The sequence below is a fragment of the Nonomuraea turkmeniaca genome, assembly GCF_005889735.1.
Taxonomy (GTDB): Bacteria; Actinomycetota; Actinomycetes; order Streptosporangiales; family Streptosporangiaceae; genus Nonomuraea; species Nonomuraea turkmeniaca.
Genome location: NZ_VCKY01000016.1, coordinates 26225 through 46146 on the forward strand (window position 1 = coordinate 26225; position 19922 = coordinate 46146).

Sequence of the window (19922 nt, forward strand, 5' to 3'; positions counted from 1 at the left end):
CTGGAACCGCATCGGCGGTCGCGATCAGCAGGCGGCGGTGAAGTCCGCCTCGGTGGCGCGGCGCATCTCGAAACGCACCGGCCGGTCGCCGGGCCGCCACCGGTCGGCGGCGATGGTGATCGCGTGGCCGCCCGGCCACTGGCCGTCGAGATGGCCGAGAGACGTGACAGGGGATGTGGCGGGAGCCTGGCGGCTGGGGCGGGTGTTCAGGGAGAAGCGGGCGGCGCTGCGGTCGCTTACGTGGCCCCACATCTCGTTCATGACTTGTTCCTAATCGTGTGGTGAAGGTCCCTCTGGCGGGAAGGGCTGCGGATCGCGTTGTCATCAGCGTGCGGTGGCGCCGTCCCCAATGACGAGGGGGCGCATGGCCAGGCCGCCGGGAGGATTTCCCGGCCGGATCAGGGGTTTGCTCCCTTGTCGGTCGTGTGGGGTGGCCGTGCGGGCGCGGTCCCGCGAGGTCGATGTCCTTGACCGGCCCCATGGCCGTGGTACGGGTGACGACTACCCGGTGCGGGGAGCCACGCTTGCGGCTCGTGGGCGCAGGAGCAGCCCGATACCGGCGGCGATGGCCCACAGTGCGATGCCGGTCGCGGTCGGGAACAAGGGGTCGAACAGCGGGGTGAACAGGGCCGTTCCGCTGGCGAGTGCGTAGCCGAGGCCGCCGAGGATGCCGGGCACGGCCGTCACCCAGTTGCCGATGACCAGATCTCGCCGTTCCTGCGGATCAACGGGCAGAGCGCGTCGGAGATCACCGGGCCCGCCTTCAACCCGGCCGGTGACGGCTGTACTTCTCGTCCCAGCGCGGGACGTCGGGGTCGTCGTCCGGCGGCATCACGTACTGCGTGACCGGCCCCTTCCGCACCTGACCGACCCGATCGGCCGGCACACACCAGCGCCACCGGCTCCACCGGCACGGCCCCACTGACACCATTACGGCGGTCCACAGCGCCGTCGTCCGCACTTCCACGGCGGCGGCGCCGACCCCGCCATGGCGGCCGGCATCCTCGCCTCCGCGACGCCGACCAGTGCCGGTGCCGGTCTGGGTGCCCACGTGCCGTCCGTCCACACGAACATCGAACGATGCCGGAATCTCCGGCACCGCCGGGTGACCGGCTTGCCGAATCCGAGTCACTCCTCGCGACGGCGCATGTCGGGAAACACGGCCGCCAGGGTCGGGCTGTCGGGCCGGTACAGGTCCAGCGGGTCGGCACGCATCGCCGCGTCGAGCGCGTGGGCGTCATCACCGACCAGGATGCGCCACGTGCCAGTGCGTACGCCATCAAGGATGACGGTCGCGGCGTCGGCGGCCGACAGCGGCGCGGTGTCGCGAAACCACTCACCCATGCTCTTGACCGCAGCCCGAACCTCCTCATCACTCAACCGGTCGGCGGGAACGCCCGCGGCGGCGGCGGCGAGCACGCGGGCGTCCGCGAGCTCCTCGGCGGTCATGTCGTCAGGCTCGGAGTGGCCGTGGATCCGGCGGGAGTTGATCACGATCTCCGTGCCGACGTGCCCCGGCATCACCAGCGCGACCCGTACGTGCGGCGCGTTGATCCGCAGGTCCGTCAGCATCGCCTCGGAGAAGCCCTTCACGGCGAACTTGGCGGCACTGTACGCGCTCATCGGCAGACCGGGGCCGGCCGCCCAGAACCCGTTGACACTGCTGGTGTTGACCAGGCACCCCTCATCACTGGCGATCAGGAGCGGCATGAACGCACGCGTGCAGTTGTACACCCCGCCCCAGCAGACGCCGAACGTACGCTCCCACTCGGCTCGCGGACTGGTGACGAAGCTGCTGCCGCCGCCGATGCCGGCGTTGTTGAACAGCAGGTTGATGTGGCCGGTCCGGTGCCGCTCGACCACCTCGTCGCGGAACCTCGTCACCTGAGCCTCGTCCGACACGTCGCAGTGGTGGGTGGTGACCCGCACATCGCCGCCGCCGGGTGCGGCTTTGGCGGCTCGCTCGGCGGTGACGGCCAGCCCGGCCTCGTCGACGTCGCACGCGGCGACCGAACAGCCTTCGGCGGCCAACTGAACGACCAGTTCGCGTCCCATCCCGGCGCCGCCTCCGGTGACGACGGCCATCTTTCCCGTGAACGATCTCATCGCTCAGCCCCCTCCGTCGCTGACCACCCTCGCACGTACCGGGGCGGCCATCAACGCCTGGTCCACCTCACAACAGCCGCCTCGTCGTCGCCCGGCACCGGCGAAACGCCGGCGGCTCCCCCGGCCGCCTGGCCGGCTCGGGCAACCATCGACTGCCGGCCGTCGAGGTCTGCGCGTTGGGCTGATGGACACACGTGGCAGGCTCCTCCCTATACTCCAGTCCTGACCGTTCGACCAGGCGGGCGCCCCTTCCGCGGAGAGATCCCATCAGCGGGAAATTTCCCGGTGATGTGCACAAGAATCCGGCACCGGCTGGCGCCCGGTTCGCGCGCCAGGTAGAAGATCCTGTCGCCCGCCAGCGTGAAGTCCGAGTACTGCGGGAGCGCGCCGCCAAGCTCGCGGGTCCGGGTCAGCAGCTCCTCCCGGCGGGGCAGGGTGTCCAGCTGCTCGCGGGCATGGCTGGCCTGGCCGTCGAGCCAGCGGTGGAACTCCTCGCCGTCCGCCTCCATCCACCGGTAGGCATCGTCGAGCGTGATGCCGTGGTGAACGTCGCGCACCACGTCCACTCGGGCGATCGGGGGGCCGCTGATGTCGCTCATCCGCATGATCATAGGCGACGCTTGCGAAGCCGGGTGAGCTGGTGGCGGTGACCGAGATCGCCGCCGTGCTGTCGCGCTCGGCTATGCGAGTCGATGATGCGGCAGCGGGTCATGCAGCTTGCCACATCGGACCGGCCTGGCCTGTGCCGCAGGTCGAGTGGCAGCAGGTGGGCCGTTACTGGTTGATCCCCTGGGACGACTGCCTGAAGAGCTATTTCACGGCGCGCGATTGCCCTGCTACCTGGGTCAACTCCGCTCGGGTGTACTTGGTGACAGCTTCCTTGACGACAGGCCGCCTAGGAAGCACCCGAAACCCTGCGTCTCCTGGTCTGACGGCCGTTGTGTTGGATGCTGAGATCAGATGTTGAACATGGACAGGGGAGCGGTGCAGAGGCTCTGCTCAGCGCCGAACTCCTCGAACGTGCTGATGGGGCGGAAGCCAAGGCGGGCGGCGAGTTTCAGAGATCGCTTGTTCGCGGTCTGGGTCACGACCAAGACCGGCTGGTCGGGGAGTTCGTCAGCCGCAGCGCGCAACGCGGGCCGTTGCGGCCTCGAATGCGAACCCCGCGCCCCATGCACTGCGCCGCAGTACATAGGACAGTTCCAGTTTCTCGCCATCCTCGGTGACATGACGGGGGCGATCGGTCGGCCGGCGGTCGAGCACCAAGGTTCCGATAAGTCGGTTCGTCGTGTTGTCCGCGATGACATAAGCGCCGTGGACAGGGGCGCAGGTGTATGCCGTGAGGCAGACTCTGCCGGCCCGGTTTCGCGCGATGGTGGACGCCGGTGCCGGGCTGGGCCTGCGCCAAGGGGAGATCCTGGGCTTGTCTCCCGATGATCTGGGCTGGCCACGTGACATCGTGACGATCCAGCGGCAGATCAAGGTATGGAAAGGCAGGCTCTACTTCGCCCCGCCGAAGGGCGGCAAGATGCGTCAGGCGCCCCTGCCGCAGAGCGTGAAGCACGCGTTGGCCACGCAGATGGAAGAGTTTGCGCCGGTCACGGTGACGCTGCCGTGGCAACGCCCCGACGGCGTGCCGCACACCACGCGGCTGTTCTTCAGCATGCCGGGTAACGCCTATGGCGGGGCGATCCACAAGGACAGGATCAATCACATCTGGCATGCGGCCTCCAGGGCGTGCTCCATCAGCCCGCGTGCCGAGCCCCTGCCTGCCGTACCTGCTGGCGACCAGCATCATGCCGACGTCGGCCAGCGAGTCGCCGTAGCGGGTCACCACGACGCACCCGGCCAGGCCGTCACCGTCGGCCGCGTCGACAGCGTAGACCTCGCCCGTCTCGAACATCAGCCGCCATTTGGCCTCGTCGGTGGACCACTCGCGATCGCATTCGAGCCGCTGGCACAGGGGCAGTTCCTCGGGACCGAGAAGTCGAATATCACTCAAAGGCGAGAACCTACTCTGTCGGCCACTCCGGCACAGCCCCGGAGGTCCTAGAAGACTCCCCCTCTCCCGCAGGCTCGCCTCACCGACTTGTCGGGGCGTCCGATGCCGCGTTCGACGAGGTTGGGTTGCTGCATCAGCAGCCACCAGCCGTACGGCCCCCATCGGGAACTGCGGCGACGCCAGTGGGTCCCGTCACATACCAAAGGACCGGACGGCGCACCGCTGCTGATCACCGAACGCGTCAATGTCGACGACCCGGACCCCGGTGCTCACCGAGCCCAGTGCGATCGTGGCGCCCGCGGAGCAGCTGCTTGGCCGCTCGGCGGTCGTCACGAAACCGGCGAACTCCTCGAAGGTTCCGCGGACCTCGCCCATCAGATGGCGAACAGAGAACCCGATGACGCTATGCGCCGGGTCGATGGTCCAGATTCCCGCGGGAACCTCTTCGAGAGCGTCGATCGTCAGCGATGCGGCAGTCATGACTGTGCTCCTCCTCGATGGACTACGCGGTAGCGCAGATGTGTGGCGTCGCTACCTTCGAGTCTGCGCACAGGCTCCAGCTCGATGGGATCGAGTCCCGTGGCCTCGAACAGCCGACGGCCACTTCCCAGCAGTACGGGGACGAGGTGCAGCTCGAGTTCGTCGAGCTGATCGGCTGCCAGCAACGCCTGCGCCGCACCTGCGCCGTGCACCAGCACCGCACGGTCTTGCGCGGCTTCTCGGGCCTCGGCGGCACACACATTGACGTCGGTGTAGAACTTCGCGCTGCCAGGTGGCACATCACCCGCCTCGACGTGGTGGGTCAGCACGTGGATCGGCACGCCGTCGTGATGATCGCCCTGCCACCTACCCGCCAGCTCGAACGTGCGGCGCCCCGAGATCACGGCGCCGGTAGCCATAGCCTCGCGGTACACCTGCCCATCGACCCCAGCGGACATCCGCTCGTCAAGCCAGTTGAACAACCGCCCACCCCCGCGTCCCAGCTCCTGGCCCTTGCGGTCGTCCGGCCCGGCGATGAAGCCATCGACGGACATGGCCATGTACAGACGGATCGGCGCGTCACCCATCGGAGTCATCCTTCCCATGCGGCCAATCGGCCGCGGTCATGCCGTCGGCGTGGCCAGGAGGCCACTGGACGAGCTCGATCCTGCGGCCGTCCGGGTCGGCGACGAACGCCGTCTTCAAGCCGTCCTCGCTTTCCTGACCAGGGTCGACAGGCTCGATCCCATACGAGGCGAGGGCCTCCAGCGTGTCCGCCATCGACTCGACCTTGACGACGAGGTGGCTCACATCGGTGCCGCGTACGACCGGCTTGGCGTCGTGAACGAGCTCGACGGTCACGAACTCGTCGTCAGGCAGCTTGAGCATGGTGAGATGCCCGATCGGCGTCTCGGGCACGCACCCGACGACCCCGTAGCCGATAGCCTCATAGAACGCCAACGAACGCTCGAGGTCGGTCACCCGCAGCCCCATGTGCAATGTCCTCATCGTGGCTCCTCCATTCCGTGCGACCAGCCTCTCGCGACCGCATTTTCGCGGCTATCCCACATTTCTGGGGGTCCGGCTACGCTGAACCATGGTCTACGGCCAGGCGATGCGTGAAAGGGTCCGCGACGATATCGGGCGGCTGGTTCACCGTGGGATGCCGGTGGAGGCCTACTGGCGTGCGGTGAGCGATGCCCTGGATGTTGCGGTGCCGTCCGAGGGTTCCTGCTTGATGACCATGGACCCGGCAACCATGCTGCCGACCGCAGAGTTCGTCGAGAACGGGCTGCCCGCAGATTCGATCAGTCGGCTCGTCGAGATCGAGTTGCGCGAACCGGACTACACCAAGTGGGTCGACATGGCGCGCGCGGGCACGGCGGCGGCGAGCCTGAGCCACGTCACCGCAGGCGACCTCGACCTCAGTCGCCGTCAGCGAGAGGTCCGACGTCCTGGGGGCTATTCCGACGAGCTTCGGGTCGTCCTGTCCAGCAGCACCGGTACATGGGGCGCTCTCACCGTGTTCCGCGAGACGGACAGCCCGTACTTCTCGTTGTCTGAGGTACGGCTCCTTTCATCGCTGACCGGGTTGATCTCGGACGGGCTGCGCCGGGCTCTGCTGCTGGATGACGCATGTGCCGACCGCCCTGACACCGGAATGCTCGTGCTGGACCCCGACGACGGTGTCGACCTTGCCAATTGGGAGGCTGAGCAGTGGGTCGACGAACTCGGAGTCGGCGAACGAGCCGGCACCAGGCTGCCGCTCGTGATCCGCTCCGTCGCCAGCCAGGCGCGTGCCATCGCCGCCGGGGAACGGGTTGCCGACGTCGGGCTGGCTCGGGCGCGCGTGCGAACCCGAACGGGCCGTTGGGTGATCGTCCGCGGGTCATTGTTGGGTGAGGGTCCGCTGGCGCCAGTCGCTGTGTTGCTCGAAGCGGCCCGTCCTGCCGAGATGGCACCGTTGCTGGCTGACATGTACGGACTCACCCAGCGAGAGAGACGGGTCACCGAACTCGTCGCGCAAGGACTACCGACCAGACAGATCGCCAACCAGCTTCACATGGCGACCTACACCGTTCAGGACCACCTGAAGTCGATCTTCGCCAAGTCCGGCACCGGGTCCCGGGGTGACCTGGTCGCCCGCCTGTTCTTCGACCAGCGCACCACATCCCTGACCGCCCCATCGGCAACTGCGGACGATTAGCGCGACTTTGACGGTCGCGTAAATCGGCTCTGGCGCCAGCTCGATGAAGGCGTTTCTCAGTTCTTGGACGCTGTGGGTGCCGAAGATTCATCGCAGGTCGGCGTGGTAGGGCGGGTGGGACTTGAACCCACGACCCACGTTCGTCCTCGCTGGGCTGCTCCACCGCCTGCCGATGGACCAGCTGCGGCGCCACATGTTGCTGCTGCGGCCGGAAACCATCCTGCGGTGGCATCGTGATCTACTGCGGCGCCGTCACGCCGCGGCCAGCGCATCACAGCGGCGTGGACGGCCGCGCACGGTCCGCTCCATCCGCGTCCTGGTGTTGCGCCTGGCGCGGGAGAACTCCTCGTGGGGCTACCGGCGTGTTCACGGCGAGTTGGCCGCGCTCGGTATCAAGGTCGCTGCCTCCACGGTCTGGGAGATCCTTAAGGACCAGGGGATCGATCCGTCTCCCGGTCGGGCGGCCACCACATGGGCCGAGTTCTTGCGCAGCCAGGCTGGCACGCTGCTGGCGTGTGACTTCTTCGAGGTGCGCACGCTGACCGGTGCACGGCTATAGGTGCTGGCGGTCATTGAGCACGCCACCCGCCGCGTTCGGATTCTCGGCGTGACCGCGCACCCTACAGGGCAGTGGGTCACCCAACTCGGCCGCAATCTCGTCATGGAGCTGCAGGAAGCCGGTGGCATGGCCAGGTTCCTGATACGTGACCGGGATGCCAAGTTCACCGCGGCCTTCGACGCTGTGCTGGTCGATGCTGGAATCCGCGTCGTCAGGAGCGGTGTCCGGGTACCGCGGATGAATTCGATTATGGAGCGGTGGATTCAGACCTGTCGTTGTGAGCTGCTGGATCGGACCTTGATCTGGAACCAGAAGCACCTTCTCCAGGCGCTGCGTGAATTCGAGACGTTCTACAACGAACATCGGCCACATCGAGCGCTCCAGCAGGCAGCTCCGCTTCGAGCGCTTCCTGATCCAAGCACAGAGATGTGGTGCCGGTCGGCCGAGACGGTGACCGAGCCCCAGCCTCCGTCGTCATGCCAGCCGCTGGAGGAGTGGGCAGCGGCCGGTGGAGTCTGTTCAGGTCGGTGATTCGCTCGGGGTCTGTGATCGGGTCCGGGACGGGACGCAGCGGGGCGGCTTGGTTCAGGGCTTGGTGAGCTCGGTGCTGGTTGTAGAAGTGTTCGTACTCGCGCAGGGCGTGTCGAAGATGGCGTTCGTTCCATACGAGGCAGCGGTCGAGGAGCTCGCGGCGGCACGACTGCACCCACCGCTCCATGATCGAGTTCATGCGAGGCATCCGGATACCGGTGAGCACGGTCTGGATGCCGGCCTCGGCGAGGATCTCGTCCATGAGCGCGGGAAACTTCCCATTCCTGTCTCGGACCAGAAGGCGCGCCCGGCAGCCCGCATCGTCCAGATCCATCACCAGATTCCTGATCGCCTGGATGACTCAGTCGGCGGTCGGGTGAGCGGTGGTGCCCAACACGCGGACGCGCCTACCGGCGTGCTCGATGACGGCCAGGATGTACTGACGCTGCCCGTTCAAGGTGACGGTCTCGACGAAATCGCAGGCTAGCAGGGCGTCGGCTTGGGAGCGCAGGAAGTCGGCCCACGTGGTGGAGGCCCGCTCGGGCGCCGGGTCAAGGCCTGCCTGTTTGAGGATCTCCCAGATCGTGGACGGTGCGACCTTGATGCCGAGCGTGGTGAGCTCACCATGCACCCGCCGATAGCCCCAGCCGGGGTTCTCTCGTACCAGGCGCAGGATGAGGGCGCGGACGGTGGGCGGGCGCCCATGCCGCTTCGGCCGTGCCGGCAGGTACGGGCGTGACGCTGCTTCATCAGATCGCGGTGCCATCGCAGGACGGTGTCCGGGCGGACGAGGAGCCGCAGCCGGTGCAGGACCTCGCGGGGCAGCGATGTCAGGAGGGCGGCGAGAAAGGCCCGGTCATCCGGGGTGAATCTCACCCGGGTGTCGGCGCCGAGTCGCCGTTCAAGGACGGTGATCTGGTGGCGCAGGGCGAGAAACTCCACGTCCTTGTCCCGATCGCCCATCGGCAGCAACCGCAGCGCGGCGAACGTGTTCGTGACGGTCAGGTAGGCCAGGCGAAGGAGCACGGCCGTTCATCATGCCGCACTTGGTTCTGTCTCCTGGGTGGCCGGAGCTCGCGTACGCCACGCGAAGCCCTCACATGGTCATGACCTGGGAGGATGTGATTTATCGGCAGGCGCAGTGTTAACTCACGCCAGTGCAGTGGGGCTCCTGCGCCAGCATGAGCTAGATCGCGCGCCAGTGCAGTATGTCTCCTAAGCCAACGCGAGTCAGGTCGCGCGCCAGCGCAGTAGGTCTCCTGCGCTGATGAGCCGGCCGGCATGGGCGGTGATGGGGCCGTCGGCCGTGCCGTACTCCTTCCAGAGCGAATCGGGGGGCAGTCTGGTCTGCAACCGTCCGGTTATGTCCACGCCCCACAGGCGGCCGTTCGCGGCTGCCAGCCAGATCGCGCCGCCGGCTGGGCCGCAGGGCTCCCACTGGCTTGCGCCGAAGTCCAGCCGCCACATGACGTCGTCGGCCACCACGTAGAACGCGCAATCAGCCGTGGCCAGGGCCATCGCGCCGGCGGGTGCTTCGCCCATCACCCGCCACGTTCCGTTGTCCCGAAATTTCAGCATCCCGTTGGGCGTCACGCCGAACAACCCCTGCGGCACCCCAGCCATGGCTTCGCGCGGTACGGCCAGCGCACAGACGCCGCCACCGGAGCCTGTCGCGCGCCAGGGCAGGTTCTGCCCGCACAGCTCGCGCTCGACCAGCTCACCTTCCTGGTTCACCCCGTAGAGCGTCCGGCCCAACACGGCCATGGCCCGTACGCCGCCTGGACCGATGACCTCCCAGTCGGGTCGTGGTTCCGACAGCCGATCGAGGACGTTGCGCGTGATGCGCGCCACGACGGGGTCGCTCAGGGTGTTGCCCCAGTTCACGGTGGCGGCCGTGAACACCGTGCCGAGTCCGCTGGTGAATACCCCCATCGTGGCCATGCCGCCTTGGCCGTACCGGTTCCAGTGCCGTAGGTCGGCGGTGGCCAGTACGACGAAGGAGGCGGGTGTGCCGTCGCGTCCCGTCACCCGGGGCACCCCGTCGATCTCCTCGAACTCGGCGGCGTCGGTCTCGTAACCCAGGCAGCCCTGGCCGAACGGGGAGCCGTCAGCCAGCCCGGTGCCCTCGAACACCCAGTGGTCGGCGAACCGTACCGTGTAGGACTCGCGCAACATCAGCTTCATGTACGGTCCCCACGCGCCGGCCCCGGCACGGAAGCTGACGCCGGTCAGCGTGTTCTCCGGTCTGCCCACGGTCGACCACTCCGCAGTCGCCAGGCGGCGGTCGCTCACCGGGTCCGCGTGCGGATCGCGATAGCAGATCATCGTGCGGCCCTCGAGCCGGATCTGCCACCACGCGGTGTTGCCGGAGAAGAAGGCCACGTTCCCCCCGCGACGGACGAACTCCTCGACGCTGTCGCGCATTCCGGCAGACCAGTATTCGTCGTGGCCGTTGACCACCAGCAGGCGGTGGCCCGACAGGAACTCCAGCCCGTCGTGCAGGTCGAGGTTGGAGCAGTAGGCGACGTCGTAGCCCGCTGGGCGCAGCCAGCGCATCAGGCCCTCTTCCCAGCGTTCCGGCGGCGGCCCGCCGCCCGGCCGGTCGAAGCTGACGCAGCTCGCCCGGGTGGGAGACTCGGTCCAGTAAATGCTCTGGCCGGGCTCCCCTGCCCGGTTGTAGGCCTGCCATGTCGTGAACGGCACGCTCACCAGGATCGGAGAGGTCGGTACGGCCTGCCGTACCACGAAATAGACCTCGTTGTCCGGGCACGGGGTTTCGCCGGGGAGCCCGTACGGCCAGGCCACCTCCTCGCCGAACACCGCCCGGTAGAGCGAGCTGGGCCAGGAGTCGGGGATCGGCAACTGCCAGTCGGGGGTGGCGTGGCCGGTGAAGACCACCCGGTCATCCGTCGCGTCCCGCACCACCACCGGCACGGGGCCGGAAACTCGGAATTTCAGCGTTTCGCCCTGGGCGCAGGAGGTGGCTGTCGCATACGCGCTGACGTTCACCTGACGGCCTCGATGAGGGTGCTCTCCAGCGAAAGAAGGAACCACTCCATCTCGGGTTTGGGCAGGAACCGGGTGTCGGCGGTAACGGAGATGTTCAGCGGATCCGTGATGTGCACGCAGAAGCGGCAGTTGAGCATGTCCTGGCTGAGCGGCCAGGACAGGGTGGACAGGGGCCGCGCGACTGCGATCTCCTCAGGGGAGACGTCGATGGGTTCCGGGTGGCTGGATCGCATGTCGTTGAAGCAGGCCAGGGGCTGTACCCAGGATCTGTTCGCCCGGTCGGCCGGGTCGTGATAGGCGCTGCTGTACGCCCGCAGCGCCGCAGGGCGCGCCGCACGGAACCTCTCACCGAGGTCCTCATGGATGTCGAGGGTGAACAGTCCTTCTTGAGACAGGGTGCTGACCATGCGGGCCGTATCGGATCTGAACCTGTTGTGCACGATGGGCAGGATCGCGACCTTCGCGCGGCCGGTGACCTGCCCGACGAGCGCGGCCACCGCTGTCAGCGCGACCGTGGAGGTGCTGGTCCTGTGGCGGTGGGCCAGGGCGCGTAAGGCCAGGTCCAAGGCGGGGGACGCCAGGTCGGCCCGCCAGATCGGCGGGCTGGCGGGAGCGCCGGGTGGGTTGTCGAACATGACGACCGGTTCGCACGCCTCCCAGTGCTCGGCCGCCGTACGGGCGACCTGTCTGCCCTCGGGACTGATCTGCCAGCGGGCCAGGTCCAGCGGCTGCGGCGGGAGTGGCCCGGAGACTCTGCCGCGAACCAGTAGCATCCGAAGATCCCGCAGCGCGATGTCGCCGCCCAGGCCATCGGTGGCCATGTGGCAGAAGACCAGCACGATGCGGGTGACCTCCCCGCCGTCGGTGATCAGGCCGACGCGAAGCGGCCACTCCTTCTCGTAGTCGAAGGCCGGAGCCTCCAGTTCTTCCGGCGCTGCGCCCGGCCAGATCTCAGGTTCCGCGTGTTCTTCCACAATCTGGTACGGCTCGCCGCCGAAGCCCAGCCGGGTGCGCAGCGCGGCATGCCTGGTCACCAGATCCTCGACGGCCTGGATGGCGCGGTCGGCACTCAGCGGCCTGGCCCGTTCTGGAACCTCGAGGATCTTGGTGAAGTTGAAGTAGTGGTCATCCGGCCTGGTGCGTTCTACGGCTTGCCATATCGCCTTCTGGCCCCAGGTCAACGGTCCGTTCATGATCGATCCTTCCGATCAGGTCGTCGGGGGTCGCGTCCGGGACGTGGGTGTCGAACCTGGACAGAATCCTCGTGCGCAGCGCTCCGGCGACCAGCAGGGCGATGAAGAGGCCGAAGGCGAGGTAGATGAGGGCGATACCACGGCCGGGTCCCGTCCCGATGATCTGGCCGACCGTTGTGGCGAGTGCCCCGCCGGGCAGCAGAAGGGGGTCGAAGGCCCTTTCCGCCAGCGGAGTCAGCACCCCGACGCCGAGCGGGATCGTGGACCAGGCCACCATCTGGTTGAGGGCGAACACCCGTCCATGGAACCGCTGAGGGATCTTGACCTGGATGATCGTGGCGTAGACGCCGTTGACCAGAGCGAGGCCGAGCGACACGCCGAACGCGCCGATCCCGATGAGGACCAGGTCACGGGTGAGGCCGATCAGGACGCAGCACACGGCGATGATCAGGGTGAGCAGCAGCATGCCGGTCATGCGTCTGCGGCGCGGCCCACCCCACACGCTCATGGCCAGGCCGCCGGTGGCCGCTCCTGCACCGCCGCACAGGGCGATGACACCGACATCCTGCAGCGTGGCGAACGACAGGACCAGTGGCGAATAGAGCATGAAGACCGGGGAGAGCACCAATGCCAGCAGGGCGAAGAACACCACCATGGCGCGGAAGTTCTCGTTGCCGATCGAGATGCGGAAGCCTTCTTTGATCTCTGTGACCACGGGTTCCCTGCGGCGGCGGGCGAGAGTGGCGGGGAAGGTGGTGACGGCCAGAATGGCGGCCGCGATCACATATCCCGAAATATCGGCGATGAGGATGCCTTGTAGGCCGATGGTGGACATCAGGCCCACGGCTGCCAGGGGTGCGACGAACTGGGCGACACCCGCCGCCATCTGGGCGACACCATTGGCGTGTCCCAGGTAGCGCTTGGGCACCAGCTGCGGGATGGCCGAGTTGTAGCCGACCCGTTGGAAGGCCAGTGCGATCGACAGCAGGGTGAGCAGAGGGTACAGCGCCTCCACCGTAAGATTTCCGGTGAACAGCAGCCCGGCCGCGGTGGCCTGGATCACCAGCCCGGCCAGGGTCGCGGTCAGTATCACGCCCCTGCGGCTCGACCGGTCCACCACTGCGCCTACCAGGGGAGCGGCCAGCACGCCTGGGATGACCGCCAGCACGGTGAGAAGCGCCATCTGAACCAGCTGCCCGGTTTGCAGATAGATCCAGATCGGCAGCGCGAACTCCGTGATGGTCCCGCCGGCGATCGTGGCCATCTGCCCCAACGCCACCACCAAGAACCGCCCCACACTCGGGTCCGGCAGGTCCGACTCTTGGCGGCTCCCCGGGCCCAAGTGGGTGCCGGGGGGTGCGGTGAGGATGGCGGCCAGCTCAGCCGTCCGGTACTTCTGGAAGTAGTGGCCGGCTTCGGGAATCACCGCCAGGCCGGTCCGATCGGTCAGGAACCCCCACTCCTCGTAGCGCTCCTCGTAGTAATCCGTCGTCGGATCCCGGTCGCCCACCACGGAGATGATCGGCGCGCTCAGCGGACGGGCACCTGACTCGAGCAACTCGGTGAAGTACGTCTCCGCCTGCCGCCCGTCGTGGCGCATGTTCCTGATGACGAACGCCTGTTGTTCCACATCCAGGTCACTCAGGTCGGCGCCCATCCCGGTCAGCCAGTTCAGCTGTCCCCGGTCGCTGCGCCAGCGGTCACTCCCGGTCAGGCGCGCCCATACCCCCAGGAACCCCCGCGTGGGTTTGGCGAAGGGGAACACCCCGCCTAGGTAGACCGCCTCAACGGGCCGACCGGCGCTCTCCAGCAGGCGCGCGATCTCCACGATCAGCGCGCCGCCCACTCCGCAGTGACCGTAGAGGAAGAGTGGGCCGGAGATCTTCTCCAGGATCTCGCTCACGCAGCTCTGTGCCACCTCGGCCAGCGGGCGTGGCTCTTCGGCCAGGCCGAGGTCGTGCCCGGGGACCGCCACCGAATACAGCGCCGTGTCGTCGGGTAGCCCATCGGCCAGCGGCTGGTAGACGACCGCGCTCGCGCCGCCGTACGGAACGCAGACAAAGGTCCTGTCCACCGCGCGGGGCGGTGTAAGCCGATACAGCAGTCCGCGCGGCCCTCCGCCGCCTCCTGCGATCCCGGCCAGCCCACGGACCGTGGGGTGCTGGAAGAGATCCATGACGCTGACGGGCACATCAAGCTCCCGCGCAAGCCGGGCGATCACCCGCATCGCCAGCAGTGAGTGCCCGCCCAGGTCGAAGAAGTCGTCCAACACGCCCACCCTGGACACACCGAGCACCTCGGCCCACGTCGCCGCGATGACCTCTTCCACGCGGTTGACGGGCTTCTCGTACGGCGCCGCCTGATCGGGCCGATCCCCGGAGGGCTCAGGCAGCGCGGCCCGATCGACCTTGCCGTGCGTCTTGAGCGGCAATCGATCCAGCCAGACATACCGGGTGGGCACCATGTAGTCGGGGAGGCGGGTGCCCAGCAGCTCGCGTAGTTCGCGGGCCGGCCTTTGCTCTCCGACCAGGTAGGCGACGAGCTCCTTGGCGCCAAGCTCGCCGCGCGCGTCGACCACCGCGTGCGAGATGCCCGGCACCTTGGCCAGGGCCTCGTCGATCTCGCCGAGTTCGACCCGGTAGCCGCGGATCTTGACTTGGAGATCCCGGCGGCCCAGGAACTCCAGGTCGCCGGAGGGCAGCCAGCGGGCCAGGTCGCCGGTGCGGTAGACGCGCTCGCCGTCGTGCTCGACGAACTTCTCGGCGGTGAGGTCCGGCCGCCCGAGGTATTCGCGTGCCAGGCGGTCGCCGCCTACACACAGTTCGCCCGCCACACCGATGGGCACGGGTCGCAGGTTCTGGTCCAGGACCATGATGCGGGCGTGCCCGAGCGGGCGGCCGATGGGCGTGATCGGGCCGCTTACGTCGTCGTCGGGTTTGACCGTGTAGGTGGTGACCCCGACGGTCGACTCGGTGGGCCCGTAGTGATTGACGATCTCGCACCCGCCCAGCATGGCCAGATCGCGGGCGTAGGCCCAGCTCAACGCCTCTCCGCCGAAGATCAGCAGGCGCCGCGGGAGGAGGCGCTCGGGGGGCACGTCGGAGGCGAGGGCGGCGAAGTGCGATGGAGTGATCTTGAGGTAGTCCAGCCCGTGATCGGTGAGCTCTGGGCCGGAGATCCGCGGGGGATACAGGTGGAGGGTGCCGCCCGTCATGAGCGCCAGGTAGAAGACGGTGATCCCGAAGTCGAAGGACAAGGACTGCAGCAGGCCGAAGCTGCGGCCGTCCTCGACACGGAAGCGCTCCTGGACGTCCGCGAGGTAATTGAGCACCTGCCGATGCTGGATGGCCACGCCCTTCGGCTGTCCGGTCGACCCGGACGTGTAGATCACGTAGGCGAGATCGTCGGGCCCGGCTGTCCGCTGCGGTGCGGATGATGCCACCTCTTGCGGGATGCCAAGGACCGGGCCGGAGAAGCCGCCCACCGGTCCCGCTGCGACCAGCGCCTTGGCACCGGAATCGGCCAGCAGATAGGCCAGCCGCTCGGCGGGTTGTTCTGGGTCGATGGGGACATAGGCCGCGCCCGCCTTGAGCACGCCGAGCACCGCCATGGCCAGCTCCGGCGACTGCTCCAGGCAGACCGCGACCCGGTCATCACGGCCGATGCCCAGGTCCCGCAGCCGGTGCGCGAGCGCGTTGGCCCGGCCGTCCAGTTCCTCGTAGCTCACCCGGCGGGAGCCGTACACGAGGGCGGTCTTCCCCGGCCTGACGGTGATCAGCTCGTGCAGGGCGCGTGCGGCGGGTGGGACGGGTTTGCCGCGGCCCCACTGATCGAGCAGCGCGAGTTCGGCGTCATCGGCCAGGCGCAGGTCGGACAGGCGGATCCTGGGGTCGGCGGCGACCTGTCGGAGCACGCTGGTGAAGTGCGCACAGAACCGCTCAGCGGTGGCGCGTTCAAACAGGTCGGTGCTGTAGATGAGGAAGACCCGCAGGCCGCGCGGTCCGGCCGCGACCTCCATGGCCAGGTCGAACTTCGCCCTGGCGGTGCCCGGGTCGTACGGCTCGGCCCGCACTCCTTCGAAGTCCAGCCCGCCTGCCACGTCTTCACCCATGACGAACTCGACCTGGAACAACGGCGTCCGGCTCAGGTCCCGTGGCACGTCCAGGGCGTTCACCAGCCGGTCGAACGGCACGTCCTGGTGACGGTAGGCGGCAAGACACGTGCCGCGCACGCGGCGAAGTACGTCGGTGAAGGCAGGGTCATCGGTCAGGTCGGTACGCAGCGCAAGCGTGTTGATGTGGAAGCCGATCACCGGCTCCAGTTCCTCGCTGGTCCGGGTGGATGCCGGTGTGCCGATGCAGATGTCCTCCTGCCCGGTGTACCGGGACAACTGGGCGGCAAAGGCCGCGAGCAGCGTCATGAACAACGAGCAGCGCTGCCGCCTGGCCAGCTCGGCGATGTCACCGGCGAGCCCGGCGGGCACAAGCATCTCCACCCGGTCTCCGGCGGAGCCCTTGATCTTCGGCCGTGGCCGGTCGGTGGGCAGTTCCAGCGGCATGACTCCGGCTAATCGGTCGAGGAGTTCCTGCGGCGGATCGGTCGGCTGAACGTGTGAAATTTCCGGCAAAGGGGGAAGAACGGCTTCTGTGCCACGGACGGTGGCGTTGTAACAGGCGGAGAGCTCGCGCATGAGGATGCCGAGCGACCACCCGTCGGCGGCGATGTGGTGCATGACCACGATCAGGATGTGGTCCTCGGCGCCCAGACGCAGCAGGCTCGCCCGGATGACCGGATCTTCGGCAAGGTCGAAGGGGCGGGAGGTGCGGTCGGCGACCATCTCGGCCGTCGGCGCTTCCACCACTTCGAGGGGAATGCGTGGAAACGGGTCGACCACGGCTACGGGCTCGCCGTCGTCGTCGGTGTAGCGGGTGCGCAGCACCTCGTGGCGGGCCACGACCGCGTTGAGCGCATTCTGGAGGGCATCGTGGTCGAGCGGCCCGATCAGCCGCTCGGTGATGAACATGTTGTAGGCGGCGTTGCCCGGATCGAGCCTGCTGAGGAACCACAGACGGCTCTGGCTCGACGTCAGCCCCTTGAGGCTGGTGGTCATCGTCCGACCGCCCCCTAACTGGAAACCTTGTTTCCTATTTTGGTCAGGGTCAGTGTGGCATTTGCCGGAGCTAGTGCGCAAGGCGGCCAAATTCCCTAGTTTTACGGGCTTGCGGCCACGTTTGTGATCATGCAACACTGGACCAAACCCAAATAGTAAAGATTCTTTCTAATTATGACGACTCTCCTCCAGCTCCTCGACACCCGGGCGGCCTCCGAGCCGGATCGGGTGGCCTTGATCGTTCCGGGTGCCGAGCCGCTGACCCATGGACAATGGGCGGAACGGTCGCGCCGGGCGGCGTCCGGGCTGGTGGACAGGGGAGTCAAGCCAGGCGATCGGGTCGGCCTGGTGTTCGGGGCCGCTGCTTGGCCGGACTACGCGGTGGCCTTCATGGCTGTGCTCAGGGCGGGTGCGGCAGCCGTACCACTGTCTGCTCGTTTAGCCCCTGCCGACCTGCGGTTCAAGCTCCACCACTGCGACACCGTCGGTGTCATACACACCGGCGGCGCTCCGGACGCTCCAGGCTGGACGGCCAGGCTTGATGACCTGTGGGGGTCCGCCGAACTGCCGGATCCCAAGCCGGCGGATCTCGCGCAGGTCCTCTACACCTCAGGCACCACGGGGAGTCCCAAAGGGGTGACCGCTACGCATGCGAATCTGGTCTGGGGATGCGGCGGGCGGCGCCGGCCCTTCGCTCACTCCCGGCATCTGGTCCACGGCTTCCCCATCGGGACGAACGCCGGCCAGCAGATGTTGATCAATGCGCTCGACGCGCACCCGGCCGTGGTCACCTTGCCGTGGTTCACACCCGATCGATTCGCCGCACTGATCGAGACTCACCGTGCCGGTACGGTCTTCCTCGTTCCCGCGATGGCCATCGAACTGCTCAGCGCCCGCGTCCACGAGGAACACGACCTGTCCAGCGTGCTCCTTCTCGGGTCGGCCGCCGCGCCGCTGCCCGGCCGCGTGGCCGCCGACCTGTGCCGGGTCTTCCCGAAGGCGACGATCGCCAACTACTACACCTCGACCGAAGCGGCGCCTGCCCAGACCGTCATGATCTACGACCCTGAGCGGCCAGGGAGCCTGGGGCGTGCGGCGGCGGGATCCGCCGTGAAGATCGCCACTGCCGACGGCGAACCGCTGCCGTCCAACAGCACCGGCGAGGTGTGGATGCGCTCGCCCGTCTCCCGCTCCTACTACGGCGACCAGGGGTCGAAGGTGTTCCAGCGCGGCTGGGTGCGGATGGGCGACCTGGGATACCTGGATGAGGAGGGCTACCTCTACCTCGTCGACCGGGAGAGCGACGTGATCAAATCAGGGGGATTCAAGGTCTCCACCATCCAGGTCGAGGAGGCCGTCTACGCCTGCCCCGGCGTCGTCGAGGCCGCTGCGGTCGCGATCCCGCACGCCATGCTCGGCAAGGCGGTCATGGTCGCGGTCGTCGGCAGCGTCACGCAGAAGGACCTACGGATCTTCCTCAAGGACCGGCTGGCCGCGCACGAGCTGCCTGTCAAGGTGATCACCGTCGACTCCATTCCCCGCAATCACAACGGCAAGGTCGACAAGCGAGCACTGCGTGAGGCTGTCACGTGAGCGAGGTCAGCTTCATCCAGCACGGCATCTGGATCAACGAGCAGCTGGGGGCGGGTACCGCCTACCGGATGCCCATCGTGATCACCTTCGCCGCGGCGCCCGAGCCCGCAGCCCTGGCCAAGGCCATCGACCAGCTGGTCGAGCGGCACCCGATGCTGGGCTCGGCGATCGAGGAACGAGACGGCGTGCTCCACCTGGTGCCCGCGGCCCGCAGACCCGCACTGGGCGCGTCGTACGAGCTCGACATCGACACCGGGCCGCTGATCACCTTCACGCTCAACGGACGGACACTGACGATCGTCGCCCACCATGTGATCTTCGATGGTGCGTCCAAGGAGATCCTGGTCGACGACCTGGCCGCATTCCTCGACGGCACTCCGCCGCCGCCTCTTGCCGCGCACGACCACGCGGCCGGCCTCCGGCAGCGGGTCGCTGCCCGGCTTGAGGCCGCCAAGGAGTTCTGGGCGAGCAGGTGGCGAGAGCCGCAGGAGATAGTCGTCGCAGGGAAGACGGTGCGCGGCCGGAGGTTCAGCGCAGGCCACGAGCACAGGTTCTCGCTGGAGGTGCCCAGGGTGCCGGGGCTGACGCGGTTCGAGGTGTTCGTGGCGGCACTGCACACCCTGCTTCATGAGTACGGCAACGCCGAGATCGTCACCGCCATCGACCTGTCGACGCGCTCCGTCGCCGAGGAGGGACACGTCGGTCCCTTCGTCAACGAGGTGCCGCTGTTCTCATCGCTTGATGGACCTTTCGAGAATCTCGCGGCCGGGCTGCGGGCCGAGCTGCGGCAGCTGTACCGCTTCCGCGAGGTGCCGCTGGCCAGGGCCGTCCCGCGCATCAGGCCGCACGCCTCGCTGGCGCCGATCTCGGTCAGCTACCGCCACGGGGGACGGCAGCCGCCGTGGGGAAACGTGGAGTGGCTGACGTTCAACGGCGCTGTACGCGGAGCCTTGCAGCTCCAGCTCCTGGATGCGCCGGACGGGCTGCTGGCCGGCCTCCGCTACAGCCAGGAGGCAGACGACGTGGCGGAGATCTTCTCCAGGGATCTGGCTGAAGTCCTGGGGCGTGTCGCGGCCGTTTCTCCCGGGGAGCTGCCCGCATTTACCGAAATATCAGACAAGTCAACGGGGTGA

Annotated in this window: 21 protein-coding genes and 1 pseudogene; 6 read left to right on the plus strand and 16 right to left on the minus strand. The window is 67.8% G+C overall.

Annotated elements, in window-relative coordinates; all coding sequences use genetic code 11:
- Nucleotides 1-24: 24 nt before the first annotated feature.
- The 7 genes from ETD86_RS07015 to ETD86_RS59945 form a co-directional block, all read right to left on the minus strand.
- Nucleotides 25-261 carry a hypothetical protein gene (locus ETD86_RS07015; RefSeq protein WP_138665278.1) on the minus strand — a complete coding sequence of 79 codons (237 nt, stop codon included), beginning with the start codon at nt 259-261 and terminating at the stop codon, nt 25-27.
- A 240-nt stretch (nt 262-501) separates the two neighbouring features.
- Nucleotides 502-687 carry a hypothetical protein gene (locus ETD86_RS54880; protein WP_170222920.1) on the minus strand — a complete coding sequence of 62 codons (186 nt, stop codon included), beginning with the start codon at nt 685-687 and terminating at the stop codon, nt 502-504.
- 76 nt (nt 688-763) lie between these two features.
- Nucleotides 764-1066 (minus strand): hypothetical protein, encoded by a 303-nt coding sequence (locus ETD86_RS54885; protein WP_170222916.1) that lies wholly within the window; start codon nt 1064-1066, stop codon nt 764-766.
- Between the two features lie 62 nt (nt 1067-1128).
- Nucleotides 1129-2106 (minus strand): SDR family NAD(P)-dependent oxidoreductase, encoded by a 978-nt coding sequence (locus ETD86_RS07020; protein WP_138665279.1) that lies wholly within the window; start codon nt 2104-2106, stop codon nt 1129-1131.
- A gap of 209 nt (nt 2107-2315) precedes the next feature.
- Nucleotides 2316-2705, minus strand: a complete 390-nt coding sequence (locus ETD86_RS07025) for a hypothetical protein (protein ID WP_170222921.1) — start codon at nt 2703-2705, stop codon at nt 2316-2318.
- A gap of 357 nt (nt 2706-3062) precedes the next feature.
- Nucleotides 3063-3194 carry an acetyltransferase gene (locus ETD86_RS56755; protein WP_246147721.1) on the minus strand — a complete coding sequence of 44 codons (132 nt, stop codon included), beginning with the start codon at nt 3192-3194 and terminating at the stop codon, nt 3063-3065.
- Nucleotides 3195-3222: 28 nt separating this feature from the next.
- Complete coding sequence (locus tag ETD86_RS59945; protein WP_211369877.1) at nt 3223-3564, minus strand: GNAT family N-acetyltransferase; 342 nt, start codon at nt 3562-3564, stop codon at nt 3223-3225.
- Here ETD86_RS59945 and ETD86_RS07035 point away from each other — a divergent pair.
- Complete coding sequence (locus ETD86_RS07035; RefSeq protein ID WP_138665282.1) at nt 3446-4159, plus strand: site-specific integrase; 714 nt, start codon at nt 3446-3448, stop codon at nt 4157-4159. The genes ETD86_RS59945 and ETD86_RS07035 overlap by 119 nt on opposite strands.
- A gap of 141 nt (nt 4160-4300) precedes the next feature.
- Here ETD86_RS07035 and ETD86_RS07040 read toward each other — a convergent pair whose 3' ends face one another.
- Genes ETD86_RS07040 through ETD86_RS07050 form a run of 3 tightly spaced genes read right to left on the minus strand, consistent with a single transcriptional unit; the run spans nt 4301 to nt 5596 of the window.
- Complete coding sequence (locus ETD86_RS07040; RefSeq protein ID WP_138665283.1) at nt 4301-4588, minus strand: YceI family protein; 288 nt, start codon at nt 4586-4588, stop codon at nt 4301-4303.
- Nucleotides 4585-5175, minus strand: a complete 591-nt coding sequence (locus ETD86_RS07045; protein ID WP_138665284.1) for a dihydrofolate reductase family protein — start codon at nt 5173-5175, stop codon at nt 4585-4587. Before ETD86_RS07045 ends, ETD86_RS07040 begins: the two co-directional genes overlap by 4 nt.
- Complete coding sequence (locus ETD86_RS07050; protein ID WP_138665285.1) at nt 5168-5596, minus strand: VOC family protein; 429 nt, start codon at nt 5594-5596, stop codon at nt 5168-5170. The genes ETD86_RS07045 and ETD86_RS07050 overlap by 8 nt, the downstream gene beginning before the upstream one ends.
- An 88-nt stretch (nt 5597-5684) precedes the next feature.
- Here ETD86_RS07050 and ETD86_RS07055 point away from each other — a divergent pair, with 88 nt between their 5' ends.
- Both ETD86_RS07055 and ETD86_RS56765 read left to right on the plus strand, forming a co-directional pair.
- The gene (locus ETD86_RS07055) at nt 5685-6794 is read left to right on the plus strand and encodes a helix-turn-helix transcriptional regulator (protein ID WP_138665286.1); all 1110 of its coding nucleotides are present in this window, start codon (nt 5685-5687) and stop codon (nt 6792-6794) included.
- A 121-nt stretch (nt 6795-6915) separates the two neighbouring features.
- The gene (locus ETD86_RS56765) at nt 6916-7353 is read left to right on the plus strand and encodes a helix-turn-helix domain-containing protein (protein WP_211369878.1); all 438 of its coding nucleotides are present in this window, start codon (nt 6916-6918) and stop codon (nt 7351-7353) included.
- On the opposite strand, the gene ETD86_RS57980 is transcribed toward ETD86_RS56765, so the two are convergent.
- Complete coding sequence (locus ETD86_RS57980) at nt 7348-7716, minus strand: hypothetical protein (protein WP_246147723.1); 369 nt, start codon at nt 7714-7716, stop codon at nt 7348-7350. The two genes, ETD86_RS56765 and ETD86_RS57980, sit on opposite strands and share 6 nt — an antisense overlap.
- Between ETD86_RS57980 and ETD86_RS59950 the strand changes: the two genes are divergently transcribed.
- Nucleotides 7603-7884, plus strand: a complete 282-nt coding sequence (locus ETD86_RS59950) for an integrase core domain-containing protein (RefSeq protein WP_425465618.1) — start codon at nt 7603-7605, stop codon at nt 7882-7884. The genes ETD86_RS57980 and ETD86_RS59950 overlap by 114 nt on opposite strands.
- 52 nt (nt 7885-7936) lie before the next feature.
- Here ETD86_RS59950 and ETD86_RS59955 read toward each other — a convergent pair.
- The 5 genes and pseudogenes from ETD86_RS59955 to ETD86_RS07080 all read right to left on the minus strand — a co-directional run.
- Nucleotides 7937-8218 (minus strand): annotated as a pseudogene (locus tag ETD86_RS59955) (integrase core domain-containing protein); the annotation flags it as partial.
- Nucleotides 8219-8245: 27 nt separating this feature from the next.
- Nucleotides 8246-8650, minus strand: a complete 405-nt coding sequence (locus ETD86_RS56775; protein WP_211369880.1) for a helix-turn-helix domain-containing protein — start codon at nt 8648-8650, stop codon at nt 8246-8248.
- A gap of 464 nt (nt 8651-9114) precedes the next feature.
- Nucleotides 9115-10893, minus strand: a complete 1779-nt coding sequence (locus ETD86_RS07070) for a N,N-dimethylformamidase beta subunit family domain-containing protein (RefSeq protein ID WP_138665287.1) — start codon at nt 10891-10893, stop codon at nt 9115-9117.
- Nucleotides 10890-12086, minus strand: a complete 1197-nt coding sequence (locus ETD86_RS07075) for a condensation domain-containing protein (RefSeq protein WP_138665288.1) — start codon at nt 12084-12086, stop codon at nt 10890-10892. Before ETD86_RS07075 ends, ETD86_RS07070 begins: the two co-directional genes overlap by 4 nt.
- A complete protein-coding gene (locus tag ETD86_RS07080) occupies nt 12019-17196 on the minus strand; it encodes a non-ribosomal peptide synthetase/MFS transporter (protein WP_138665289.1) in 5178 nt (1725 codons plus the stop codon). Before ETD86_RS07080 ends, ETD86_RS07075 begins: the two co-directional genes overlap by 68 nt.
- Nucleotides 17197-17370: 174 nt before the next feature.
- Between ETD86_RS07080 and ETD86_RS07085 the strand changes: the two genes are divergently transcribed.
- On the plus strand, nt 17371-18789 hold the full coding sequence (locus ETD86_RS07085) for a class I adenylate-forming enzyme family protein (protein WP_138665290.1): 1419 nt from the start codon (nt 17371-17373) through the stop codon (nt 18787-18789).
- On the plus strand, nt 18786-19922 hold the full coding sequence (locus ETD86_RS07090) for a condensation domain-containing protein (protein WP_138665291.1): 1137 nt from the start codon (nt 18786-18788) through the stop codon (nt 19920-19922). The genes ETD86_RS07085 and ETD86_RS07090 overlap by 4 nt, the downstream gene beginning before the upstream one ends.

Coding starts and splice junctions, on each gene's coding strand:
- ETD86_RS57980 (WP_246147723.1), bottom strand. CDS start 7,716: ATGTTCGTTGTAGAACGTCTCGAATTCACGCAGCGCCTGGAGAAGGTG.
- ETD86_RS07080 (WP_138665289.1), bottom strand. CDS start 17,196: ATGACCACCAGCCTCAAGGGGCTGACGTCGAGCCAGAGCCGTCTGTGG.
- ETD86_RS59950 (WP_425465618.1), top strand. CDS start 7,603: ATGGAGCGGTGGATTCAGACCTGTCGTTGTGAGCTGCTGGATCGGACC.
- ETD86_RS07045 (WP_138665284.1), bottom strand. CDS start 5,175: ATGGGTGACGCGCCGATCCGTCTGTACATGGCCATGTCCGTCGATGGC.
- ETD86_RS07040 (WP_138665283.1), bottom strand. CDS start 4,588: ATGACTGCCGCATCGCTGACGATCGACGCTCTCGAAGAGGTTCCCGCG.
- ETD86_RS07055 (WP_138665286.1), top strand. CDS start 5,685: ATGGTCTACGGCCAGGCGATGCGTGAAAGGGTCCGCGACGATATCGGG.
- ETD86_RS07015 (WP_138665278.1), bottom strand. CDS start 261: ATGAACGAGATGTGGGGCCACGTAAGCGACCGCAGCGCCGCCCGCTTC.
- ETD86_RS59945 (WP_211369877.1), bottom strand. CDS start 3,564: ATGTCACGTGGCCAGCCCAGATCATCGGGAGACAAGCCCAGGATCTCC.
- ETD86_RS07020 (WP_138665279.1), bottom strand. CDS start 2,106: ATGAGATCGTTCACGGGAAAGATGGCCGTCGTCACCGGAGGCGGCGCC.
- ETD86_RS07025 (WP_170222921.1), bottom strand. CDS start 2,705: ATGAGCGACATCAGCGGCCCCCCGATCGCCCGAGTGGACGTGGTGCGC.
- ETD86_RS07085 (WP_138665290.1), top strand. CDS start 17,371: ATGACGACTCTCCTCCAGCTCCTCGACACCCGGGCGGCCTCCGAGCCG.
- ETD86_RS56775 (WP_211369880.1), bottom strand. CDS start 8,650: ATGGCACCGCGATCTGATGAAGCAGCGTCACGCCCGTACCTGCCGGCA.
- ETD86_RS07075 (WP_138665288.1), bottom strand. CDS start 12,086: ATGAACGGACCGTTGACCTGGGGCCAGAAGGCGATATGGCAAGCCGTA.
- ETD86_RS07050 (WP_138665285.1), bottom strand. CDS start 5,596: ATGAGGACATTGCACATGGGGCTGCGGGTGACCGACCTCGAGCGTTCG.